Source organism: Streptomyces sp. R33, assembly GCF_041200175.1.
Taxonomy (GTDB): domain Bacteria; phylum Actinomycetota; class Actinomycetes; order Streptomycetales; family Streptomycetaceae; genus Streptomyces; species Streptomyces katrae_B.
The window spans coordinates 2,282,231-2,303,733 of the sequence record NZ_CP165727.1 but is presented as its reverse complement, the minus strand read 5'-3'; the positions used below and the strand labels follow the sequence as shown (position 1 = coordinate 2,303,733).

General features: G+C 72.2%; 13 protein-coding genes and 1 riboswitch. Of the genes, 7 read left to right on the top strand and 6 right to left on the bottom strand.

The window, feature by feature from the left end:
- Positions 1 to 111 precede the first annotated feature (111 nt).
- Entirely contained in the window at positions 112 to 6,306 is a 6,195-nt protein-coding gene (locus AB5J51_RS10810) for an RHS repeat domain-containing protein (protein ID WP_369777573.1), read from the top strand.
- A gap of 65 nt (positions 6,307 to 6,371) precedes the next feature.
- A complete protein-coding gene (locus AB5J51_RS10805) occupies positions 6,372 to 6,842 on the top strand; it encodes a hypothetical protein (protein WP_369777572.1) in 471 nt (156 codons plus the stop codon).
- A gap of 109 nt (positions 6,843 to 6,951) precedes the next feature.
- Here AB5J51_RS10805 and cobN read toward each other — a convergent pair whose 3' ends face one another.
- Complete coding sequence (gene cobN, locus AB5J51_RS10800; protein ID WP_369777571.1) at positions 6,952 to 10,569, bottom strand: cobaltochelatase subunit CobN; 3,618 nt, start codon at positions 10,567 to 10,569, stop codon at positions 6,952 to 6,954.
- A gap of 32 nt (positions 10,570 to 10,601) precedes the next feature.
- Positions 10,602 to 10,743, bottom strand: a riboswitch (cobalamin riboswitch).
- 111 nt (positions 10,744 to 10,854) lie between these two features.
- On the opposite strand from cobN, the gene cobG reads away from it, so the two are divergent.
- Genes cobG through AB5J51_RS10785 form a run of 3 tightly spaced genes read left to right on the top strand, consistent with a single transcriptional unit; the run spans position 10,855 to position 14,314 of the window.
- Complete coding sequence (gene cobG / locus AB5J51_RS10795; protein ID WP_369780245.1) at positions 10,855 to 12,168, top strand: precorrin-3B synthase; 1,314 nt, start codon at positions 10,855 to 10,857, stop codon at positions 12,166 to 12,168.
- On the top strand, positions 12,165 to 12,812 hold the full coding sequence (locus AB5J51_RS10790; RefSeq protein ID WP_199827993.1) for a precorrin-8X methylmutase: 648 nt from the start codon (positions 12,165 to 12,167) through the stop codon (positions 12,810 to 12,812). The genes cobG and AB5J51_RS10790 overlap by 4 nt, the downstream gene beginning before the upstream one ends.
- Positions 12,809 to 14,314: a precorrin-2 C(20)-methyltransferase gene (locus AB5J51_RS10785; RefSeq protein ID WP_369777570.1), complete on the top strand. Its 1,506-nt coding sequence runs from the start codon at positions 12,809 to 12,811 to the stop codon at positions 14,312 to 14,314. The genes AB5J51_RS10790 and AB5J51_RS10785 overlap by 4 nt, the downstream gene beginning before the upstream one ends.
- A 21-nt stretch (positions 14,315 to 14,335) precedes the next feature.
- Here the strand turns inward: AB5J51_RS10785 and AB5J51_RS10780 are convergent, their stop codons facing one another.
- Genes AB5J51_RS10780 through cbiE form a run of 4 tightly spaced genes read right to left on the bottom strand, consistent with a single transcriptional unit; the run spans position 14,336 to position 17,845 of the window.
- Positions 14,336 to 15,007, bottom strand: coding sequence for a hypothetical protein (locus AB5J51_RS10780; RefSeq protein ID WP_369777569.1), 672 nt, complete (start codon positions 15,005 to 15,007; stop codon positions 14,336 to 14,338).
- A gap of 42 nt (positions 15,008 to 15,049) precedes the next feature.
- Complete coding sequence (locus tag AB5J51_RS10775; protein ID WP_369777568.1) at positions 15,050 to 15,811, bottom strand: cobalt-precorrin-6A reductase; 762 nt, start codon at positions 15,809 to 15,811, stop codon at positions 15,050 to 15,052.
- Positions 15,801 to 16,550 (bottom strand): precorrin-4 C(11)-methyltransferase, encoded by a 750-nt coding sequence (cobM, locus tag AB5J51_RS10770; RefSeq protein WP_369777567.1) that lies wholly within the window; start codon positions 16,548 to 16,550, stop codon positions 15,801 to 15,803. Before cobM ends, AB5J51_RS10775 begins: the two co-directional genes overlap by 11 nt.
- On the bottom strand, positions 16,547 to 17,845 hold the full coding sequence (gene cbiE, locus AB5J51_RS10765) for a precorrin-6y C5,15-methyltransferase (decarboxylating) subunit CbiE (RefSeq protein ID WP_369780244.1): 1,299 nt from the start codon (positions 17,843 to 17,845) through the stop codon (positions 16,547 to 16,549). The genes cobM and cbiE overlap by 4 nt, the downstream gene beginning before the upstream one ends.
- A 174-nt stretch (positions 17,846 to 18,019) precedes the next feature.
- On the opposite strand from cbiE, the gene AB5J51_RS10760 reads away from it, so the two are divergent.
- Both AB5J51_RS10760 and AB5J51_RS10755 read left to right on the top strand, forming a co-directional pair.
- Positions 18,020 to 18,952, top strand: a complete 933-nt coding sequence (locus tag AB5J51_RS10760; RefSeq protein WP_053785666.1) for an oxidoreductase — start codon at positions 18,020 to 18,022, stop codon at positions 18,950 to 18,952.
- Positions 18,953 to 19,062: 110 nt separating this feature from the next.
- Positions 19,063 to 20,469, top strand: coding sequence for an FAD-dependent oxidoreductase (locus AB5J51_RS10755; protein ID WP_369777566.1), 1,407 nt, complete (start codon positions 19,063 to 19,065; stop codon positions 20,467 to 20,469).
- A gap of 28 nt (positions 20,470 to 20,497) precedes the next feature.
- Here AB5J51_RS10755 and AB5J51_RS10750 read toward each other — a convergent pair whose 3' ends face one another.
- The gene (locus tag AB5J51_RS10750; RefSeq protein WP_369777565.1) at positions 20,498 to 21,496 is read right to left on the bottom strand and encodes a trypsin-like peptidase domain-containing protein; all 999 of its coding nucleotides are present in this window, start codon (positions 21,494 to 21,496) and stop codon (positions 20,498 to 20,500) included.
- Positions 21,497 to 21,503: the final 7 nt, after the last annotated feature.

Here is a 21,503-nt window from a genome sequence, read left to right as displayed (position 1 = left end):
GGTGTGAGAAAATCTCGCATACGAGGGCTTTCTGTGGCGTTGGCCGCAGCAGTCCTCTCAGGCATGCTCCCTGGCGCTGTTGCCGTAGCGGACAGCAAATCGGGGCCTTCGTTGCCGGAGCTCAAGCAGCCGAAGGCGGTGCCGGTCAAGCCGGTCCGTGCGGGTGGGGCGAAGAAGGCCGATGACGCGGCGACGCCGTGGAAGGCTCCGAAGGTCTCCTGGCCGGCGGCCGGTTCGGCGGAGGTGGACCTCTCGTCCGTCCCGGTCGGGAAGTCGTTCCTCTCCGGCGCGGCGCAGGCTCCGGCCAACGGCTCGGGTTCGCAGCAGGCGGGCAAGCTCCCGGTCGCGGTGTACGTGGCGCCGGGCAAGGCCGCCGAGGCGCCGTCGAAGGTGAAGGTCTCCGTCGTCGGCAAGGACGCGGCGCGCAAGGCGGGCGTCGACGGCGTACTGCTGTCGGTGGGCCGCTCGGACGGCTCCGCGCAGTCCGCTTCGGCCAAGGTCGAGGTGGACTACAACTCGTTCCGCGGCGCCTACGGCGGTGACTACGTCTCCCGTCTGCGCCTGGTGGAGCTTCCGGCGTGTGCGCTGACGACGCCGGAGCGTGCGGAGTGCCGTACGCAGAAGCCGCTGCAGACGCGCAACGACACGCGCGCGGGCAAGCTGTCCGCGCAGGTCACCACGCCGCGCGTCGCACCTTCGGCGAAGTCGGCGGGCGCGCAGGCGGCCCCGGCGGCCGCTGCCGCGAGCGGCGGTGCGACCGTCCTCGCTGCGACGGCGGGTGACTCCGGCCCGACGGGTGACTACAAGGCGACCTCGCTCCAGCCCTCGGGCTCCTGGAGTTCGGGCGGTTCGACCGGCAGTTTCTCCTGGACCTACGGCATCAGCACTCCCGCCGTTCCCGGCGGCCAGGCGCCTCAGATCGGTCTGAGCTACAGCTCGCAGTCGGTCGACGGCCGGATGAGCGCGTCGAACAGCCAGGCGTCGTGGATCGGTGACGGCTGGAACTGGGAGCCCGGGTTCATCGAGCGCAGGTACAAGGCGTGCAACGACGACAAGACCGGCGGCTCGAACACCACCAAGGTGGGTGACCAGTGCTGGTTCAACGACAACGCCACCATGTCGCTGGGCGGCAAGTCGACCGAGCTGGTCTACGAGGCGGGCAAGGGCTGGCACCCGGCCGCCGACTCGGGTGAGAAGGTTGAGAAGCTCACCGGTGCCAACAACGGCGACAACGACGGTGAGCACTGGAAGATCACCACGACCGACGGTACGCAGTACTTCTTCGGTCTGAATCGTCTGCCGGGCTGGAAGGACGCGTCGACGCCGACGACGAACTCCGCCTGGACGGTTCCGGTGTTCGGCAACCAGGCGGGCGAGCCCTGCTACAACGCCTCGTTCGCGAGCGGCTGGTGCCAGCAGGCCTGGCGCTGGCAGCTCGACTACGTGGTCGCTCCCGGCGGGGCCGCGATGGCGTACTACTGGAAGACCGAGACCAACAACTACGGCCGCAACGTGTCGGAGACCACCGGCAAGGCCACGGTCACCCCGTACGTCCGCGGCGGCTGGCTCGACCACATCGACTACGGCCTGCGCTCCGACAGTGTCTACACCGCCAAGGCGATGGGCCAGGTCACCTTCGACGTCTCCGAGCGCTGCCTGAGCACCTGCGGCACCTTCGACGAGACGAACGCGAAGAACTGGCCGGACGCCCCGTACGACCTGTTCTGCAAGGACGGGTCCACCGAGTGCAAGGGCCAGTACTCACCCACCTTCTGGTCGCGCAAGCGCCTGACCGGCATCAACACCAAGGTCCTGACCGGCGGCGCCTACCAGGACGTCGACTCCTGGACCCTGGACCAGAACTTCCCGCCGGCGGGCGACGGCATCTCCACCCCGATGTGGCTGAAGTCCATCACCCGAACCGGCAAGGCGGGCGCCGCCACGGACACCCCGCTCCCCCCGGTCACCTTCACCGGTGAGCAGCGCCCGAACCGGGTGGACGCCACCGGTGACGGCCTCGCGCCGTACATCCGGCTGCGGATGTCCCAGGTGAACACCGAGAGCGGAGGCACCATCGGTGTCACCTACTCCCAGCCCGACTGCACCCCCACCACGCTCCCCAAGCCGGACGAGACGAACACGACGCGCTGCTACCCGGTCAAGTGGGCCTGGGAGGGCGACACCTCGAAGGTCGACTGGTTCAACTCCTACGTGGCGACCCAGATCGTCGAGGGCGACAATCTCGCCTCCACCCCTGACAAGGTGACCTCGTACACCTACGTGGGCGGAGCGGCCTGGTCGAAGAGCACCGACGAACTCACCAAGGCCGAGGACCGCGTCCACTCCGTGGCACGCGGCTACGAACTGGTCCAGACCCGTACGGGCGCCGCGGCCGACCCGAAGACGCTGAGCGAGGCCCGCTACTTCCGCGGTATCGACGGCAAGGACGTCAAGGACTCGGCAGGCGTCGCAGTCACCGACCGGCCCGAGTTCGCCGGCATGGTCCGTGAGTCGGCCAGCTACCAGGGTGACGACACGGCCAAGCTGATCAGCGCCAAGTCCAACACGCCCTGGCGGTCGGATCTCGTGGCCAAGCGGGTCCGTTCGGGCCTGCCCGACCTCGTCTCGTACAAGACGGGAACGGAGAAGGAAGCCACTCGAACCACCGTCACCGGCGGTACGCGCACGATCGAGGCCAGCCGCCACTTCGACGAGTACGGCATGGTCGACTGGGAGTCCTCGACGGGCGACACCGCCAAGACGGGTGACGAGGCCTGCACCACGACCACGTACGCCCGCAACACCACGAGCTGGATCCTGAACAAGCAAAGCCGCGTCGAGGCCGTGGCTGCGACATGCGGCTCACCCGTCAGCCGGCCGTCCGACGTCATCTCCGACGTCCGTACCTACTTCGACAACGGCGCGCTCGGCACCGTTCCCGGTTCGGGCCTGGTGACGAAGAACGAGAAGATCAACGGCAAGGGCGACGGGTACGACGTCGTCTCCACCGTGCCGTCGACCTGCGGCGCCGCCAAGAACGAGCTCTGCTACGACATCTACGGCCGAGCCCTGGCCGGCACCAACGCGTACAACAAGGTCAGCACGACCGCCTACACCCCGGCCACGGGCGAGGTTCCGACGTCCATGGTCGTGACGAACCCGCTCGCGCACACCACCACTTCCGAGGTGGACCCGCTGCGTGGGCTGCCGACGAAGGTGACCGACGCCAACGGCAAGGTCACCACCACGGCGTACGACGCCCTCGGGCGTATGACCAAGGTCTGGCTCCCGAACTGGACGGTCGAGGCGAACCCGAACGCGCCCAGCCGCGTGTTCGACTACACGGTCCGCAACGATGGCCCGAACGTCGTTACCTCCAAGTCCCTGACGCACGACTACAAGTACTCCATCGTGTACTCCATCCAGGACGGCTTGCTGCGCGAGCGCCAGACGCAGACTCAGTCGCCCGACCTCTCCGGACGACTGATCACGGAGACGTTCTACGACACCCGCGGCCTGGCCTGGCGGAGCTCCGGCACCTACTACGCCGACGGCGCGCCCTCACCTGATCTGGTGACGGGAACGGAGACCACGTACCCGGCCTCGACCGACACCGTCTTCGACGGTGCCGGACGGCCGACCGTAGTGATCTCCAAGAAGTTCGGCACCGAGACCAAGCGCGCCACCACTAGCTACACCGGTGACAGCACCACGGTGATCCCGCCCCAGGGCGGGACAGCGACGACCACGGTCGTCGACGCGCTGGGCCGCACCGTCGAAAGCAAGCAGTACACCAACGCGGCCCGCACGACCTCGCAGTCGACGCTGTACAGCTACAACAAGCTCGGCCAGCTCGCCCAGGTCACCGACCCGGGCAATGCGAAGTGGACAGCCACTTATGACGTCCGCGGCCGACAGGTCGAGTCGAACGACCCGGACAAGGGCGTCACGAAGGTCACCTACGACGCCGGTGACCGCACCACGGACATCACCGACGCCCGCGGTATCACGCTGCACACCGACTACGACGACCTCGGCCGCCCCACCGCCGTCAAGCAGGGCCAGACCGTGCTCATCGCGCAGGTCTACGACACGGTCGCCAAGGGCCACGCGGCGAAGTCCACGCGCTACGTGGACGGCAAGGCGTACGAGTCCGAGGTCCTCGCCTATAACAACCTTTACCAGCCTCTCACCACCAAGGTGACCATCCCGTCCACCCCGGACACCGGGGCGCTGGCCGGCACCTACCAGTGGACGAACACCTACAACATCACAGGTCAGATCCTGACGACCAAGCAGCCGGCCATGGGCGACCTGCCCGCGGAGACGGTCGGCAGCACCTACAAGTCGGTCTCCGGCCTCCTCAACAACATGGGCGCGGGCAGCAGCCGCCTCGTCTCGGCGATGACCTACGACCACTACGGCCGCAGCATCCGCCACGAGCTCGGGGCCATCGGTCAGCGCCTGTACCGCTCGACCGAGTACGACGAGCACACCGGCGCGATCAGCCGTGCCTACACCGACCGCGACCTCGCACCCCAGCGGATCGAGGACACCAAGTACACCAACGACCCCGCGGGCAACCTCACCTCCATTGCCACGGTGTACGGCCAGGACGCCGCACGCACCACCGACACCCAGTGCGTCAACCTGGACGCACTGCGCCGCATCACCGAGGCCTGGACCAACAAGGACGAGGCCTGCGCGAGCTCCCCGTCGGCGACCGTCATCGGTGGCGAGGATCCGTACTGGACGACCTACACCTACGACGCGGTCGGCAACCGCAAGACCGAGACCAAGCACAAGACGGCCTCGGGCCCGACTGCCGACACCATACGCACCTACGCCCCGCCGACCGCCGGCAAGCACGACCTGACCAAGGTCACGCAGACCGGCACCGACGTCCATGACGAGACGTTCACCTACGACGAGAGCGGCAACACCAAGACCCGCAAGAGCGGCACCGGCGAAACGCAGTACCTGGACTGGGACGTCGAAGGACACCTGAAGACCCTCACCCAGGGCACTTCCAGCAACTCCTTCGTCTATGACGCCGCCGGCCAGCGCCTGCTCCGCAAGGACACCAAGAGCACTACGCTCTACCTGCCCGGTGGCAACGAACTCCGCCTGGACAAGGCCGGAGCGGTCACCGGCACCCGTTACTACGACGGCGTCGCCATGCGGGAGGGCGGCAAGCTCACCTTCACCCTCACCGACCACCACGGCACCGGCACCACTCAGATCACCGCGGACGCCACCCAGGCCGTGACCCGCCGCAAGACCGGGCTCTTCGGCGAGACCCGCGGCAGCCAGCCCACCGGCTGGACGGGCGACAAGGGCTTCGTCGGCGGAACCAAGGACGCCGACACCGGCCTCACCCACATCGGCGCACGCGACTACGATCCCCTGACCGGGCGGTTCATCTCTGTCGACCCGATCATGGACCTGAAGGACTCGCAGCAGCTCCACGGATACACCTACTCCAACCAGAACCCCTTCACTTTCTGGGACCCCACCGGCAAGCAACTCGAAGAGTGCGCCAGCGGCATGTACAAGTGCCACAACGGCAATGACCCGTATGATTACGGCAACCGCTATGAGGAGATCGTTGAATCCAACGGCGGAACCCTGTCCCCCGACTATTACCGCCAGAAGCACTATGGGTGCGTGAACTCTACCTGCCGCAACTCGGGCGGCTCGGGCAAGTCGGGTAAGTCGGGGAGCGCGGGCGGGAATGCGCCCACCAAAAAGAAGGTGTACGCCCTTGGGATGCCCCTTACCAGTGATCAATTCAAGTCACTGCAGCAGCAGGGTTATCAGGGAACTCCCGATTACACGGTGGAAGAGCAGAAGGAATGGGTTGAAACCCTGGACTGCGTGAAGGGCGGGGACAGTATTACGGAATGCAGAAAGGCCGGCGAAGCAAAGGCGGACGCCTGGTGGATCGAAGATGTCATCGATGAGCACAAGGACAGCATTTCCTTGGCGAACGAGAGTGCCGGAACTCTTGCTTTTCTGTCTGATAGTGTCGCCGTGGGATGCATGGCCTGGGGGAATGAGCCCTGCGCTGCGACCGCCGCGTCTGTCGGCCAGTCGGCCATGGGCGCCAAGGTGCTCACCCGGATACCCATGATCATTAATGCGTGCGGATCCTACTCCAGCGGAGCCCAGGGTTGCACCGAACAGAGCCTCGGCCTCGCAGGGGACGTGGCGGGACTGGCACTCGCCTTCACGGGCGCCAGACTTGCGCAAAGTGTGGCTGATTCGATCGTGAGCTCCTTGGGGTTCAGGGGGATGTGGCGATGATGAAGAGATCGAGGACCAATCTCCTGAAAGGCCTCTTCTTTTTCGGAGTCTCCCAGGCTCTTCCCGTGATCGTCACCATTGAGGCCATCAGCTCACCGCACGACACGTACACTCCGCTGGCCCTGGCCTTGATGCTCTCCCCCTTCTTCGCATGCTTCGTATGGCGTTTCTATTTTTCGCCTGGATTGCTCGCACGGAAGGATCATCTGGTTGTTCGCCAGTCGTATCGCACCACCTGGATTCCATGGTCGGAGATTTCCGAGATTAAATGGCAGAAATCCATCCTCGGCTATCGGCTTTGCCTGGTAAATGGGGCGACTCACGCAGGTAAGAAGTTTTACCCGCAGGCATTTCAGAAGAACCGGGACGGGAAAAGGGCAAGGATGCGGCTGTTGGCTGACATGGAAGCCAAGAGAGAGGCCTCGTCCGGGGTGCCGGGAGCGCTGATGCGGCAGCAACGGTCCAGCCTCGCGCCGGAATTTGCCTCTGTCGTCTTCTTCATCCTCTGTTTGGCCGTGGCACTGGCCGGCCAGTAGTCACGAGCGGCGGCTCGGCGGGTACTCCCTGCCGGGCCGCCCTGGTGTAGAACCAAGCAGGCCCTGCCCCGGATTCGGGGCAGGGCCTGCTTCACTTCGATCCTTCTGTCTACTCCGAGTCGGCCTCCAGGTTGCCCTCCGTGTCCAGGTAGACCTGGCGGAGGGATTCGAGGATCTGCGGGTCCGGCTTTTCCCACATGCCGCGGGACTCGGCCTCAAGGAGGCGTTCCGCGATGCCGTGCAGGGCCCAGGGGTTGGCTTCCTCGAGGAAGGCGCGGTTCGTGGGGTCCAGGACGTAGGTCTCCGTGAGCTTGTCGTACATCCAGTCCGCGACCACGCCCGTCGTGGCGTCGTAGCCGAAGAGGTAGTCCACGGTCGCCGCCAGCTCGAAGGCGCCCTTGTAGCCGTGGCGGCGCATCGCCTCGATCCACTTCGGGTTGACCACGCGGGCACGGAAGACGCGGGACGTCTCCTCCACCAGGGTGCGGGTCTTGACCGTCTCCGGGCGGGTGGAGTCGCCGATGTACGCCTCCGGGGCCGTGCCGCGCAGGGCGCGGACCGTGGCCACCATGCCGCCGTGGTACTGGAAGTAGTCGTCCGAGTCGGCGATGTCGTGCTCGCGGGTGTCCGTGTTCTTCGCGGCCACCGTGATCCGCTTGTACGCGGTCTCCATCTCGGCGCGGGCCGGGCGGCCCTCCAGGCCGCGGCCGTACGCGTAGCCGCCCCACACCGTGTAGACCTCCGCGAGGTCGGCGTCCGTACGCCAGTCGCGGGAGTCGATCAGCTGGAGGATGCCGGCGCCGTACGTGCCCGGGCGCGAGCCGAAGATACGGGTCGTCGCGCGCCGCTCGTCACCGTGCTCGGCCAGGTCCGCCTGGGCGTGGGCCCGGACGAAGTTCTCCGAGGCGGGCTCGTCCAGGGACGCCGCGAGCCGCACCGCGTCGTCCAGCAGGCCGATCACGTGCGGGAACGCGTCCCGGAAGAAGCCCGAGATGCGCAGCGTGACGTCGATGCGCGGGCGGCCCAGCTCCTCGAGCGGGATCGGCTCCAGGCCGGTGACGCGGCGCGAGGCCTCGTCCCAGACCGGGCGGATGCCCAGCAGGGCCATCGCCTCGGCGACGTCGTCGCCCGCGGTGCGCATCGCACTCGTGCCCCACAGGGACAGGCCGACCGAAGCCGGCCACTCGCCGTTGTCGGTGCGGTAGCGGGTGAGCAGGGAGTCGGCCAGGGCCTGGCCCGTCTCCCACGCGAGGCGGGAGGGGACGGCCTTGGGGTCGACGGAGTAGAAGTTGCGGCCGGTCGGGAGGACGTTGACCAGGCCCCGGAGCGGGGAGCCCGAGGGGCCCGCCGGGACGAACGAGCCGTCCAGGGCCGAGACCACGTGGGCGATCTCGTCGGTCGTGCCGGCCAGCCGCGGGACGACCTCGCGGGCCGCGAAGTCCAGTACGGCCGCCACGTCCGCCGAGTGGCCGGCGGCGACCGAAGCCACCGCCTCCGGGGCCCAGTTCGCGTCCTCCATCGCCTGCACCAGCGCGCGGGCCGCCTCCTCCGCCTCGTCGGCGGTCGTACGGGTGGCCGCGGACTCGTCCAGGCCGAGCGCCTCCCGCAGGCCGGGCAGGGCCGTGGTGCCGCCCCAGATCTGACGGGCGCGCAGGATCGCGAGGACCAGGTTGACCCGGGCCCCGCCGGTCGGCGCGCCGCCCAGGACGTGCAGGCCGTCGCGGATCTGGGCGTCCTTGACCTCGCACAGCCAGCCGTCGACGTGCAGCAGGAAGTCGTCGAAGCCCTCGTCGTCCGGGCGCTCTTCCAGACCCAGGTCGTGGTGGAGCTTGGCGGCCTGGATCAGGGTCCAGATCTGGGCGCGGATGGCGGGCAGCTTGGCCGGGTCCATCGCGGAGATCTGCGCGTACTCGTCCAGGTGCTGCTCCAGGCGCGCGATGTCGCCGTACGACTCCGCGCGCGCCATCGGCGGCACCAGGTGGTCGACCAGGGTGGCGTGCACGCGGCGCTTGGCCTGCGTGCCCTCGCCCGGGTCGTTCACCAGGAAGGGGTAGATGAGCGGCAGGTCGCCGAGCGCGGCGTCGGGCGCGCAGGCCGCCGACAGGCCGGCGTTCTTGCCCGGCAGCCACTCCAGGTTGCCGTGCTTGCCCAGGTGGATCATCGCGTCGGCGCCGAAGCCGCCGTCCTGCGCACGGGCCTGGATCCAGCGGTACGCGGCCAGGTAGTGGTGCGAGGGCGGCAGGTCCGGGTCGTGGTAGATCGCGATCGGGTTCTCGCCGAAGCCGCGCGGCGGCTGGATCAGGATGAGCAGGTTGCCGCGGCGCAGCGCCGCGAGGACGATGTCGCCCTCCGGGTTGGCCGAGCGATCCACGAACATGTTGCCCGGGGCCTCGCCCCAGTGCTCCTCGACGCTTTCGCGCAGCTCGGCGGGGAGCTCGGCGAACCACCGCTTGTAGTCGGCGGCCGGGATCCGGACCGGGTTGCGGGCCAGCTGCTCCTCGGTCAGCCAGTCCTGGTCATGGCCGCCGGCCTCGATCAGGGCGCGGATCAGCTCGTCGCCGTCGCCGGAGACCAGGCCCGGGATCTCCTCGACGGGGCCGAAGTCGTAGCCGCCCGCGATGAGGGTGCGCAGCAGTTCCACGGCGCTGGCCGGGGTGTCGAGGCCGACCGCGTTGCCGATGCGGGAGTGCTTGGTGGGGTACGCGGAGAGGACGAGCGCGATCTTCTTGTCGCGGCGCTCGATGTGCCGCAGCCGGGCGTGCCGGACGGCGATGCCGGCGACGCGGGCGGCGCGCTCCGGGTCGGCCACGTACGCGGGCAGGCCGTCCTCGTCGAGCTCCTTGAAGGAGAACGGGACGGTGATCAGGCGCCCGTCGAACTCGGGGACGGCGACCTGGGTGGCGGCGTCGAGCGGGGACAGGCCCTCGTCGTTCTCCTCCCAGGCGCTGCGCGAGCCGGTCAGGCACAGGGCCTGCAGGATCGGGACGCCGAGCGCGGCCAGCGCGCCCGCGTCCCACGACTCGTCGTCGCCGCCCGCGGAGGCGGTGGCGGGCTTGGTGCCGCCGGCCGCGAGGACGGTGGTGACGACCGCGTCCGCCGACTCCAGCGCGGCGATCAGGTCCGGCTCCGGGGTGCGCAGGGAGGACACGTAGAGGGGGAGCGCCTGGGCGTCCTGGGCCTCGATCGCGTCGCACAGGGCGTGTACGAAGGCGGTGTTGCCGCTCATCTGGTGGGCGCGGTAGTACAGCACGGCGATCCGGGGGCCCGTGGTGGTCCCGGGCGTGCGCTCCAGCGGACCCCAGGTCGGCGCGGCGGCCGGCGGGTCGAAGCCGTGGCCGGTGAGCAGCACGGTGTCGGAGAGGAACCGGGCCAGCTGGTCCAGGTTCGCGGGGCCGCCGTGGGCGAGGTAGCCGTGCGCCTCGGCCGCGATGCCGATCGGGACCGTGGAGGCCTCCATCAGCTGGGCGTCCGGGGCCTGTTCGCCGGTGAGGACCACCACCGGGCGGGTCTGGCCGGGCGCCAGGAGCAGGTCGAGGCCGTCCTGCCAGGCGCGCAGGCCGCCGAGGAGGCGTACGACGACCAGGTCGACGCCGTCGAGCAGCCCGGGCAGGTCGTCGAGGGGAAGGCGGGACGGGTTCGCGAACCGGTACGGCACGGGGCCGTCCGCCGTGTTCGCGGCGCGGGCGCTGAGCAGATCGGTGTCGGACGTCGACAGCAGGAGGATCATGCGGCGGCAGGCCTTCCTCGGGGTTTCCGCGCCCCGGGCAGTGAGGACAGCGGGAGTTCCTGACTCACCCGGCGGATTGCTCTGCAGGGTTCACAGTGGCGGGACCGCGCCGGATTCGCACCGGGCTTCCTCCCGGCGGGCCACGTGGCTCCGCCGCTGGTCATCTTAGGTGGCGATCTCCCCGACCGGGAGTGGGGGTGGCCCGCGCCGCCCGCCCGCGCACGACCGCCGCGCGGAACGGGGCGGGTGGTGACGGCCACAGGTCGGGGAGGGGGAATCGTGGGTATGCTCGCCGCCATGCCGCCCCAGCCCCCTTCCGCCGCATCGCGGGACGAACCCGTCATACGCGACCGCGGTGACGCCTGCCCCGGTGCGCTGCGGCTGCACGCCGCGGACGACGGGTTCCTGGCCCGGGTCCGGGTACCCGGCGGGATGCTCGACGCGGACGCGGCCCTGCTGCTGGCCGACGCCGCGGACCGGCTCGGCGACGGGCACATCGACCTGACCTCGCGCGGCAATGCGCAACTGCGCGGACTCGGGGCGGGCTGCGGCGGCGAACTGCAGTCCGTGCTGGTCCGCGCCGGCCTGCTGCCCGCGCCCACCCACGAGCGGGTCCGCAACATCGTCGCCTCGCCGCTGACCGGCCTCGACGGGCTCGGCCTGCCCGACGTGGCGCCCTGGGTCGCGGAGCTGGACCGGCTGCTGTGCGCGAGCGCGCCCGCGGCCGGGCTGTCCGGCCGCTTCCTGTTCGCCCTCGACGACGGCCGCGGCGACGTCACCTCGCTCGCCGCGGACGTGAACCTGACCGCCCTGGACGCCGACCGGGCCCTGCTGTGGACGGCCGACCCCGCGGACGCCCTTCTCGTGGCCGCGGCCGACGCGCCCCGGGCCGCCCTCGTGGCCGCCGCGTACTTCCTCGACGCCGTCCGGGAAGCCGGCACCCGGGCCTGGCGGGTTGCCGAACTGCCCGCCGAACAGGCCCTGGGTTCCGGTGAGTTGCGTGTACGGTTGGCCGCCGCCGGGGTCGAGGCAACCGTCGTACGGGCAAACGCCCGGCGCTCCCCGGCTCCCGAACCCGGCATCGTCCAGGGACCCGACGGCGCCGCCGCACTCAGCGTGCTCGCACCCCTGGGCCGGCTGACCACCGCCCAGTGGCGCCTGCTGGCCGGCCTCACGGGCCGTGTCCGCCTGACCCCCTGGCGCGGCATCGTCGTCCCCGGCCTGCCCGCGCACGCCGCGGCACAGGAGCTGGCCGCCCTCGCCGAGGCCGGGCTGGTCACCGCGCCCGACGACCCCTGGCGGTCCGTCACCGCCTGTACCGGGCGTCCCGGTTGCGCCAAATCCCTTGCGGACGTACGCGCCGATGCCCGCGCCGCCGTCGCCCGGGCGGCCGGCCCCCTGCCGGTGCACTGGTCCGGGTGCGAACGCCGGTGCGGGCACCCCCGCGGCACCGCGTGGGTGGACGTGGTCGCCACCCCCACCGGGTACGACCTCTCCGCGTCCGGCCGCACCCCGCGCCTCGGCCTCAGCACCTGCGAACTTCCCGCGGCCCTCGCGGACGCACGCCGCACCACCTCCCACGACGCAGCGAAGAAATGAGCGAGTACACAGTGTTCGAGTACGAGAAGGACGGCGCGGCCATCTACCGCCAGTCCTTTGCCACGATCCGCGCCGAGGCGGACCTCTCCGGGCTGCCCGCCTCCGTCGCCCAGGTCGCGGTACGCATGATCCACGCCTGCGGAATGACCGACCTGCCCCAGGACCTCGGCTACACCCCCGACGTCGTGCTGCGCGCGCGGGCCGCCCTGACCGCCGGCGCGCCGATCCTCTGCGACGTGCAGATGGTCGCCAGCGGGGTCACCCGCAAGCGGCTGCCCGCCGCCAACGAGGTGATCTGCACGCTCTCCGACCCGGCCGTGCCAGCCCTCGCCGCGAAGATGGGCACCACGCGCAGCGCCGCAGCCCTCGAAGTCTGGCGTGACCGCGGCCTGTTGGAGGGATCCGTGATCGCCGTCGGCAACGCGCCGACCGCGCTGTTCCGGCTGCTCGAGATGATCGAGGAGGGCGCCCCGCGCCCGGCCGCCGTCATCGGCGTCCCGGTCGGCTTCATCGGCGCCGCCGAGTCCAAGGACGCGCTCGCCGCCCACGCCTCCGGCCTCGACCACCTGATCGTGCGCGGCCGGCGCGGCGGCAGCGCCATCGCGGCCGCCGCCGTCAACGCGATCGCGAGCGAGGAAGAATGAGCGCCGCAACGAGCACCGGAAAGCTGTACGGCGTCGGGCTCGGCCCCGGCGACCCCTCCCTGGTGACCCTCCGGGCCGTCCAGGTCATCGCCGAGGCGGACGTCGTCGCCTACCACAGCGCCCGCCACGGCCGCTCGATCGCGCGCTCGATCGCCGCCGAGCACCTGCGCGCGGACCACGTCGAGGTGCCGCTGGTCTACCCCGTCACCACCGAGACCACCGACCACCCCGGCGGCTACCAGGGAGCCATGGAGGAGTTCTACGAGGAGTCCGCCGCCCGGCTGGCCGCGCACCTGGAGGCCGGCCGGACCGTCGCCGTGCTCGCCGAGGGCGACCCGCTCTTCTACGGCTCGTACATGCACATGCACAAGCGGCTCGCCGACCGGTACGAGGCCGAGGTGATCCCCGGGGTGACCTCGGTGAGCGCCGCCGCCGCCCGGCTCGGCACCCCGCTCGTCGAGGGCGAGGAGGTGCTGACGATCCTGCCCGGCACCCTGCCGGAGGAGGAGCTCACCGCCCGACTCGCCGCCACCGACTCCGCGGTCGTGATGAAGCTCGGCCGTACCTTCCCCGCCGTGCGCCGGGCCATGGAGGGCAGCGGCCGCCTCGCCGAGGCCCGGTACGTCGAGCGCGCGACCATGGCGGGCGAGCGGACCGGCGTCCTCGCCGACACCGACCCCGACAGCGTGCCGTACTTCGCCGTCGCCGTCGTACCCAGCCGCATCGGCAACCCGGGCAGCGTGCCGTCCGGTCCCGGCGAGGTCGCCGTCGTCGGCACCGGGCCGGCCGGACCCCTCTGGCTCACCCCCGAGACCCGGCGGGCGCTGGCCGACGCCGAGGTGCTCGTCGGGTACACCACGTACCTGGACCGCGTACCCGTCAAGCCGGGCCAGGTCCGCCACGGCTCCGACAACAAGGTCGAGTCGGAGCGCGCCGAGTTCGCGCTCGACCTCGCCCGCCGCGGCAAGCGGGTCGTCGTGGTCTCCGGCGGCGACCCGGGCGTCTTCGCCATGGCCACCGCCGTCCTGGAAGTCGCCGGGCAGCCGGAGTACAAGGACGTGCCCGTACGGGTCCTGCCGGGGGTGACCGCCGCCAACGCGGCAGCCGCCGCGGCCGGGGCACCGCTCGGCCACGACTACGCGACGATCTCCCTGTCGGACCGGCTCAAGCCGTGGGAGGTCATCGCGGAGCGGCTGCGCGCCGCCGCGGCGGCGGACCTCGTGCTCGCCCTGTACAACCCGGGCTCGCGCAGCCGGACCTGGCAGGTCGCCCAGGCCAAGGAGCTGCTGCTGGAGCTGCGTTCGCCGCAGACGCCGGTCGTGGTCGCCCGCGACGTGGGCGGCCCGCAGCAGTCCGTCCGCATCCTTCCGCTCGGCGAACTGGAGCCGTCCGAGGTGGACATGCGGACCATCCTGCTGATCGGCTCCTCGCAGACCCAGGTCACGGAGCGGCCGGACGGCTCCCGGGTCACCTGGACCCCGCGCCGCTACCCGGAGGCCTGACCGCCGGGCCGGGCGGCGTTCTCAGCACTGCCAGAGGAACGCCGCCCGGCCGCAGGGTGCGCAGACGTGCGCATAGGCTCTGCCGGAGCCGAAGTTGGGAGCGGTGAGGGGGTCGGGACCCTCCTCCAGCTGGGCGATGAACTCCATCGGGGCGCCGCAGTCCGTGCAGTCGGGCGTCTGGTCGTACTGGAGCCAGTCGGGGGTGCCGCCGAGCCGGCCGAGCGCCTCGTTCCCGGGGCGCCCGCTCCGCTCGGACCAGGCCTTGGCGGCGAGCCGGTACTCCGGCTCGTCCACCGTGACGCGCTCGACGGTGCGGACCGCCCCGAGCTGCCGGACGTCCTCGTCGCTGTCGTCGTCCTCGTCGTCCTCATCGCTCTCGCCGTCCTCGGCGGCGGGGAGCGCGGGCAGCGGTACGGGAACCAGCCCGTCCGGCGGGAAGAGGTATGCCCTGTTGCCGCCGGCCGTCGCACTCCACTCCTCGCACATGCCCGGGGCGTTCGCGCACATGAAGACGGCGAGGACCCCGTGCCCGCCGTCGAGGACCAGCTGCGCGATGAACCCGAGCGGCCCGGAACAGGCCGTGCACGTGGGCCACTCGGTGCCGGCGGGAGCCAGCGGCAGGCCCCCGATACGGGTGACCGGTGCATCGGGTGCGGCGGAGCCGTCGTGGATCAGCAAGGTGGTGGCGCTCATACCGGTGAGGGTAGGACCACCCACTGACAACCGTCGGACGGGTCAGGCCCGGGCCGCTGTGAGCCACTCCAGGGCCGCCGCCACGGACTCCGCCGCCGCGACTCCCTCCGGGACCGGGGGGCGGCGGACCACCAGGACCGGGATGCCGGCCTCACGGGCCGCGGTGAGTTTGGGGGCGGTCGCGCAGCCGCCGCTGTCCTTGGTGACCAGGACGTCGATCCGGTGGCGGGCGAGCAGCTCCCGTTCGTCCTCCAGGGTGAACGGGCCGCGGGCGAGCAGGACTTCGAGGCGCGGCGGCACCGGTGGGTCCGGCGGGTCCACGGAACGCACCAGGAACCACGTGTCGGCGAGGTGCGCGAACGTGTGCAGGCCCATGCGGCCGGTGGTCAGGAAGGCCCGGCCGCCGAGTTCCGGAAGCCGCACGGCCGCCTCGGTGAGCGAGCCGGCGAAGTGCCAGTCGTCCCCCGGCCCGGGGGACCAGCCCGGGCGGCGCAGCGCGAGCAGCGGGACGCCCGAGAGCGCCGCAGCCCGGGCCGCGTTGAAGCTCATCCGCTCCGCGAAGGGATGCGTGGCGTCGACCAGGTGCGAGACCCGGTGGCCGGTGATCCAGGCCGCCAGTCCCCCGGGGCCGCCGAAGCCGCCGATCCGCACCTCGCCGGGCGGTAGCACGGGTGCGGAGACCCGGCCCGCGAGCGAGGTGGTCACGCGGTACGCCGGGTCGGACGCCAGCGCCTCCGCGAGGCGGCGGGCCTCCGTCGTACCGCCCAGGATCAGGACGTGGGCCCGAGCCCCGTCAGCAGACATGCCGGTCGCGCTCGGGGGAGTACAGGTGGCTGTCGCGGAACTGCTCGGCGCCGAGCGTACGGCCCACCACGATGACCGCGGTGCGGACCAGGCCCGCCTCCTTCACCTGCGCCGCGATGTCGGCCAGCGCGCCGCGCAGGATCAGCTCGTCGGGGCGGCTGGCCATCGCCACCACCGCCACCGGGCACTCGGCCCCGTAGTGCGGCAGCAGTTCGGCGACGACCCGGTCCACGTAGCGCGTGGCAAGGTGCAGGACCAGCAGCGCGCCGCTGCGGCCGAGCGTGGCCAGGTCCTCGCCGGGCGGCATCGGGGTGGCCTGCTGGGCGATCCGGGTCAGGATCACGGTCTGGCCGACGGTGGGGACCGTCAGCTCCCGCTTCAGGGCGGCTGCGGCCGCGGCGAACGCCGGGACGCCGGGCACCACTTCGTACGGGATGCCGGCCGCATCCAGCCGCCGCATCTGCTCCGCGACCGCGCTGAAGATCGACGGGTCGCCCGAGTGGAGCCGCGCCACGTCCTCGCCCGCCGCATGGGCCCGTACGCACTCGGCGATGATCTCGTCGAGGTTCAGCTGCGAGGTGTCGACCAGACGGGCGTCCGGCGGGCACTCGGCCAGCAGTTCGCGCGGGACGAGGCTGCCCGCGTACAGGCAGACCGGGGCGGCGGCCAGCGTCCGGGCACCGCGCACCGTGATCAGGTCGGCGGCGCCGGGGCCCGCACCGATGAAGTACACGGTCATGTCGATTGGTCCTTTTCGTTCTCGGCGCCTGTGTCTGCGTCTGTGTCTACGTCTGCTTCGGTGGGGTCCTGGGGCCGCGGCCAGGGCTTGGTCACGGACCACTGCGTGACCGGCATCGCCTGGCGCCAGCCCGTGAAACCGCCGACCGGCACCGCGTGCGCGACGGCGAGCTTGACCAGGTCGCCGCCGTGGCGCCGGTAGCGCTCGGTGAGGACCGCCTCCGACTCCAGGGTCACGGTGTTGACCACCAGCCGGCCGCCCGGGGCCAGGGCCGCCCAGGCCGCGTCCAGCAGGCCCGGCGCGGTCAGCCCGCCGCCGATGAACACCGCGTCGGGGGCCGGGAGTCCGGCGAGGGCCTCGGGAGCGGCGCCGGTGACCACGCGCAGCCCCGGGACGCCGAGCGCCGCCGCGTTGCGCGTGATGCGGGCCGCGCGCTCCGGGACGCGCTCCACCGCCACCGCCCGGCAGGAGGGGTGCGTGCGCATCCACTCGATGCCGATGGAGCCGGAGCCGCCGCCGATGTCCCACAGCAGCTCGCCGGGGGCCGGGGCGAGGGCGCACAGGGTCGCGGCCCGTACGTGGCGCTTGGTGAGCTGGCCGTCGTGTTCGTACGCGGTGTCGGGCAGCCCGGGGGTCGCGCCGAGCCGCGGGACCCGGGTGTCCCGGTCGCGGCGGCAGTCCACGGCGACCACGTTGAGGGGATCGCCGGGCGCGTGGTCCCAGCCGTCGGCCTCGCCCTCGTACGTGTCCTCGCGCTCGGAGCCGAGCTGCTCCAGCACCCGCATCCGGCTCGGGCCGAAGCCCCGCTCTCGGAGCAGAGCAGCGACCTCGTTCGGGGTCGCCGCTCCGGCGCTGAGCACCAGCACCCGCCGCCCCTCGTACAGCGCGGCCGCGAGCCGGGCCACCGGGCGGCCGACGACCGTGACCACCTCGGTCTCCTCCACCGGCCAGCCCAGGCGGGCACAGGCGTACGACACCGACGAGGGGTGCGGGTGGACCCGCAGGGCGTCCGGCCCGAGTTCCTGCGCCAGGGCGCGGCCGATCCCGTAGAACATGGGGTCGCCGCTCGCCAGCACCGCGATCCGGCGGCCCGCGTGCTCGGCCATCAGCTTCGGCACGGCGGGCCGCAGCGGGCTCGGCCACGCCACCCGCTCGCCGGTGCACTCGTCGGCCGGCAGCAGGTCCAGCTGCCGCGGCCCGCCGATCAGCACCTGGGCCCCGGTCAGCGCGGTCCGCGCGGCGGCGGTGAGCCCGGCCCAGCCGTCGGCGCCGAGGCCGACGACCGACACGGGCATGGGGGGCGGTGCGGAGCTCACTGCGCGGTACCTCGGGAACGGGAAGGGAGCGGGTGGACCCGCAGCCTACTGGCCGGGTGACCGGCCCCCGGCCCCGCCCCCGCGAAGGACGAGGTCTACCCTCGGTAACCCCACCGTAGCCGCGTCGCTCGACCACCTCGCGAGGGAGCCCACATGCCTGGCTGGAACGCCGAGAACATCCCCGACCAGAGCGGCCGGACCGCCGTCGTCACGGGCGCCAACAGCGGTATCGGCTACGTCGCCGCCCGGGAGCTCGCCCGGCGCGGCGCCGCCGTGGTGCTGGCCTGCCGCAGCGCGGCGCGCGGCCGGGCCGCGGTGGTGCGGCTGCGCGCCGAAGTCCCCGGTGCCGAGGTTGAGTTCCTGCCGCTGGACCTGGCCGACCTCGGCTCCGTACGGGAGTTCGCGAAGGCCTGCGGACAGCGCCGGCCGTCCCTCGACCTGCTGGTGAACAACGCGGGTGTGATGGCCCTGCCGTTCGGGCGGACCGCCGACGGGTTCGAGACCCAGTTCGGTGTCAACCACCTCGGCCACTTCGCCCTGACGGGACTGCTGCTGCCGCAGCTGCTGGCCGCCGCCCCCGGCGCCCGGATCGTCACCGTCTCCAGCGGGTTCCACGCGCTCGGCGACGTCGACCTCGACGACCTGAACAGCGAGCACCGCTACCGGCGCTGGATCGCGTACGGCCGCTCCAAGACCGCCAACCTGCTCTTCACCCACGAACTGGCCCGCCGCCTCGAAGCCGCCGGCTCCGGGATCGTCGCGGCCGCCGCGCACCCCGGCTACGCCTCGACCAACCTGCACGCCGGGGCGTCGCGCCAGGAGGGCCACCGGCCCATGTCCCGGCTGATGGGGGTCGGCGCCGCCGTCCTCGCCCAGTCCGCGGCCTCCGGGGCCCTGCCCACGCTGTACGCGGCCACCGCGCCGGGGGTGCGGCCCGACGCCTTCTACGGACCGCGGCTCGGCTGGCGCGGAGCTCCCGTCCGCTCCTGGCGGGCGAAGTGGACCCTGGACGACACCTCCGGCGAACGCCTCTGGGCGGCCTCGGAGAAGCTCACCTCGGTCCCGTACGGCTCCCTCGCACGCTGAGTCGATCCGGGCCGGGCGCCCCGCCGTGAGCCCGTCCGCCCCCGGGGTGCCCCGGGGCGCCCCGGGCGGCACCTGATCCCGGGTGCGCCCGCCACGGGAGACTCGGCGCCATGGACGACGACACGGACAACCACCCAGAAGCCCACGACCACGCAGTGGTCCTCGGCGCGGGCCTGGCGGGGCTGCTGGCGGCGCGGGCACTCGCCCAGCGGTTCGCACGCGTGACCGTGGTGGAGCGGGACGAACTGCCCGACACCGGACCGGCCTTCCGGCCCGGTGTGCCGCAGTCCCGGCACGTGCACGTGCTGTGGTCACGGGGCCTGGAGCTGATGGAGGAGCTGCTGCCCGGGGTCACCAGGGAGCTGCTGGCGGCCGGGGCGGCCCTGATGGAGACGCCGCGGGACTTCCTGTGGCTGAGCCCCGCCGACTGGTTCCACCCGGTTCCGGGGTCCCGGATCCTGGTCGGCAGCCGGGAGCTGATCGACTGGACGGTCCGCAGGGAGGTGCTGCGGGACGAGCGCATCCGGGTCCGCTCCGGCTCGATGGCGACCGGCCTCGTCGCCGGGCCCGACGGCCGCTCGGTCACCGGCGTGCGGCTGCGCGAGGGCGGCCCGCTGCCCGCCCGCTTCGTGGTCGACGCGACCGGGCGGACCTCCCGGGCCCCGGCCTGGCTCGCCGCCCTCGGCCACCCGGCCCCGGCGACCACCCGCTACGACTCCCACCTCGGCTACTCCAGCCGCTACTACGAGATCCCGCCGGACCCCGCGCGCGGCTGGCAGGGGATCTACGTCCAGGGCCGCCCCGAGAACCCGCGCGGCGGCGTGCTGGTGTCCCAGGACGACGGCCGCTGGCTGGCGACGCTGACCGGCAACGGCGAGCACGCCCCGCCGACCGGGGAGGAGGAGTTCCTCGACTTCACCCGGACCCTGCGCACCCCGGCGCTGTACGACGCCCTCCGCGACGCCAAACCGCTCTCCGCGCCCACGAGCTACCGGAACACCGCCAACGAATGGCGCCACTTCGAGCGCCTCGACCGCTGGCCGGCCGGATTCGTCGTCCTCGGCGACGCCGTCTGCCGGGTCAACCCCGTGTACGGGCAGGGGATGACGGTGGCCGCCCTCGCAGCGGACGCGCTGGCCGGGGCCATCCGGGGTCTTGCGCCCCGGGAGATCGCCGCGGCGGCCCGGCGGATCCAGCGGCGTACGGCCGCCGCCGCCGAGGTGGCCTGGCAGATCGCCACCAGCGAGGACATGCGCTACCCGGAGACCGTGGGGCCGCCGCCCGACCGGGCGACCAAGGTCCTGCAGGCCTACATGTCGCGGGTGATCGTGGGCGCCAACGCCGACCCCGAGATCTCCCGCCCCTTCTTCGGAGTGCTGTCGCTGTCGGCCTCGCCGAACGTCCTGCTGAGCCCGGGCACGGTGATCCGGGTCCTGTCCAAGTGGCGCCTGCCGACGGCCCCGGAGACCGCCGCCTACCCGCCGCACCACAAGGCCCCGGCCGACTCGGGGGCGTAGGGGGCCGCCTCGTCCAGGGGGTGTCCGGCTAGCGGGCCGCCACGGCCCGCTCGTACAGGGTGCGTACCGCCTCGTCGAAGCGGCTGCTGTACGAGGTCGTCTCGTCCCCGCCCCCGTCGCGGCCGCCGACCACCCCGATGAGGGTGTGCGCGTCGGTCAGCACCGGACCACCGCTCGTGCCGTCGGGTACGTCCGCGCAGTCCAGCCGCAGCTGCGCGGGCCCCGCGGCGCGGGCGGTGTTGAAGCATTCCACCGGGTGCTCGGTGTCGTTCGGATAGCCCACGACCCGGGCCGGCGCGGGCAGTTCGGGCCGGAACCGGATCGTGTGGGCCCCGGTGGCGTCCTCCAGGCGCTCGCCGGGACGCCCGGGCCGGCGCATCCGGAGGAAGGCCACGTCGTGGTCTGGGTCCTGGTCCTCGGTCCACCGGGGGTCCACGTCGATCCGGGTCGGCACCCAGACCCCGTACGGGGCCTCGCCGTCCCGGTAGCCCGGGGCGAAGACGAGGTTCGTACGGAAGCCGAAGATCCCGCGGTACACGCAGTGGGCGGCGGTGGCGACGAGGTCGCCGTCGGGGGAGTGGACCACGGCGGCCGAGCAGTGGTGGTCCTGGTCCCCGTCCTCGCCGGGTGAGAACAGCGCCCCGGTCGCGGGCTCCGCGGCCGCGGGCCGCGCGACCAGCGGGTCGGAGGGCTGCCAGCCGCCCGACCGCCAGTGCACGCCGGCCGGGGGGCCGTCCGTGCCCTGCGCGGCCGGGCCCGGCGGGGCGGATTCCGGCGCGGGAGCCTCCTGTACCGGAGCCTCCCGCGCCGGAACGTCCCGCGCCAGGCCGTCCAGTACGGCCGCCGCCGCGCGGTCGGCCTGCTCCGGGTCCTGTACGTAGCTCCCCTCCGCGGGGTCCCCGTCCGCGAGGTGCGCCGTGATGCCGCGCAGCTCCCACAGGAACCCGGCGCCCCCGATCAGCACCGCGCAGCACAGGCCGACGAGCAGGCAGACCCGTACGGCCCGCCCGTGAACCTTGGTGAACATCCGGCAC

Excerpts from the sequence above, each read along its gene's own strand:
- cobN (WP_369777571.1), bottom strand. The coding sequence starts at position 10,569 with ATGATCCTCCTGCTGTCGACGTCCGACACCGATCTGCTCAGCGCCCGC.
- AB5J51_RS10790 (WP_199827993.1), top strand. The coding sequence starts at position 12,165 with ATGAGCGAGTACACAGTGTTCGAGTACGAGAAGGACGGCGCGGCCATC.
- cbiE (WP_369780244.1), bottom strand. The coding sequence starts at position 17,845 with ATGCCCGTGTCGGTCGTCGGCCTCGGCGCCGACGGCTGGGCCGGGCTC.
- AB5J51_RS10780 (WP_369777569.1), bottom strand. The coding sequence starts at position 15,007 with ATGAGCGCCACCACCTTGCTGATCCACGACGGCTCCGCCGCACCCGAT.
- AB5J51_RS10750 (WP_369777565.1), bottom strand. The coding sequence starts at position 21,496 with ATGTTCACCAAGGTTCACGGGCGGGCCGTACGGGTCTGCCTGCTCGTC.
- AB5J51_RS10760 (WP_053785666.1), top strand. The coding sequence starts at position 18,020 with ATGCCTGGCTGGAACGCCGAGAACATCCCCGACCAGAGCGGCCGGACC.
- cobG (WP_369780245.1), top strand. The coding sequence starts at position 10,855 with ATGCTCGCCGCCATGCCGCCCCAGCCCCCTTCCGCCGCATCGCGGGAC.
- AB5J51_RS10775 (WP_369777568.1), bottom strand. The coding sequence starts at position 15,811 with ATGTCTGCTGACGGGGCTCGGGCCCACGTCCTGATCCTGGGCGGTACG.
- AB5J51_RS10755 (WP_369777566.1), top strand. The coding sequence starts at position 19,063 with ATGGACGACGACACGGACAACCACCCAGAAGCCCACGACCACGCAGTG.
- cobM (WP_369777567.1), bottom strand. The coding sequence starts at position 16,550 with ATGACCGTGTACTTCATCGGTGCGGGCCCCGGCGCCGCCGACCTGATC.
- AB5J51_RS10785 (WP_369777570.1), top strand. The coding sequence starts at position 12,809 with ATGAGCGCCGCAACGAGCACCGGAAAGCTGTACGGCGTCGGGCTCGGC.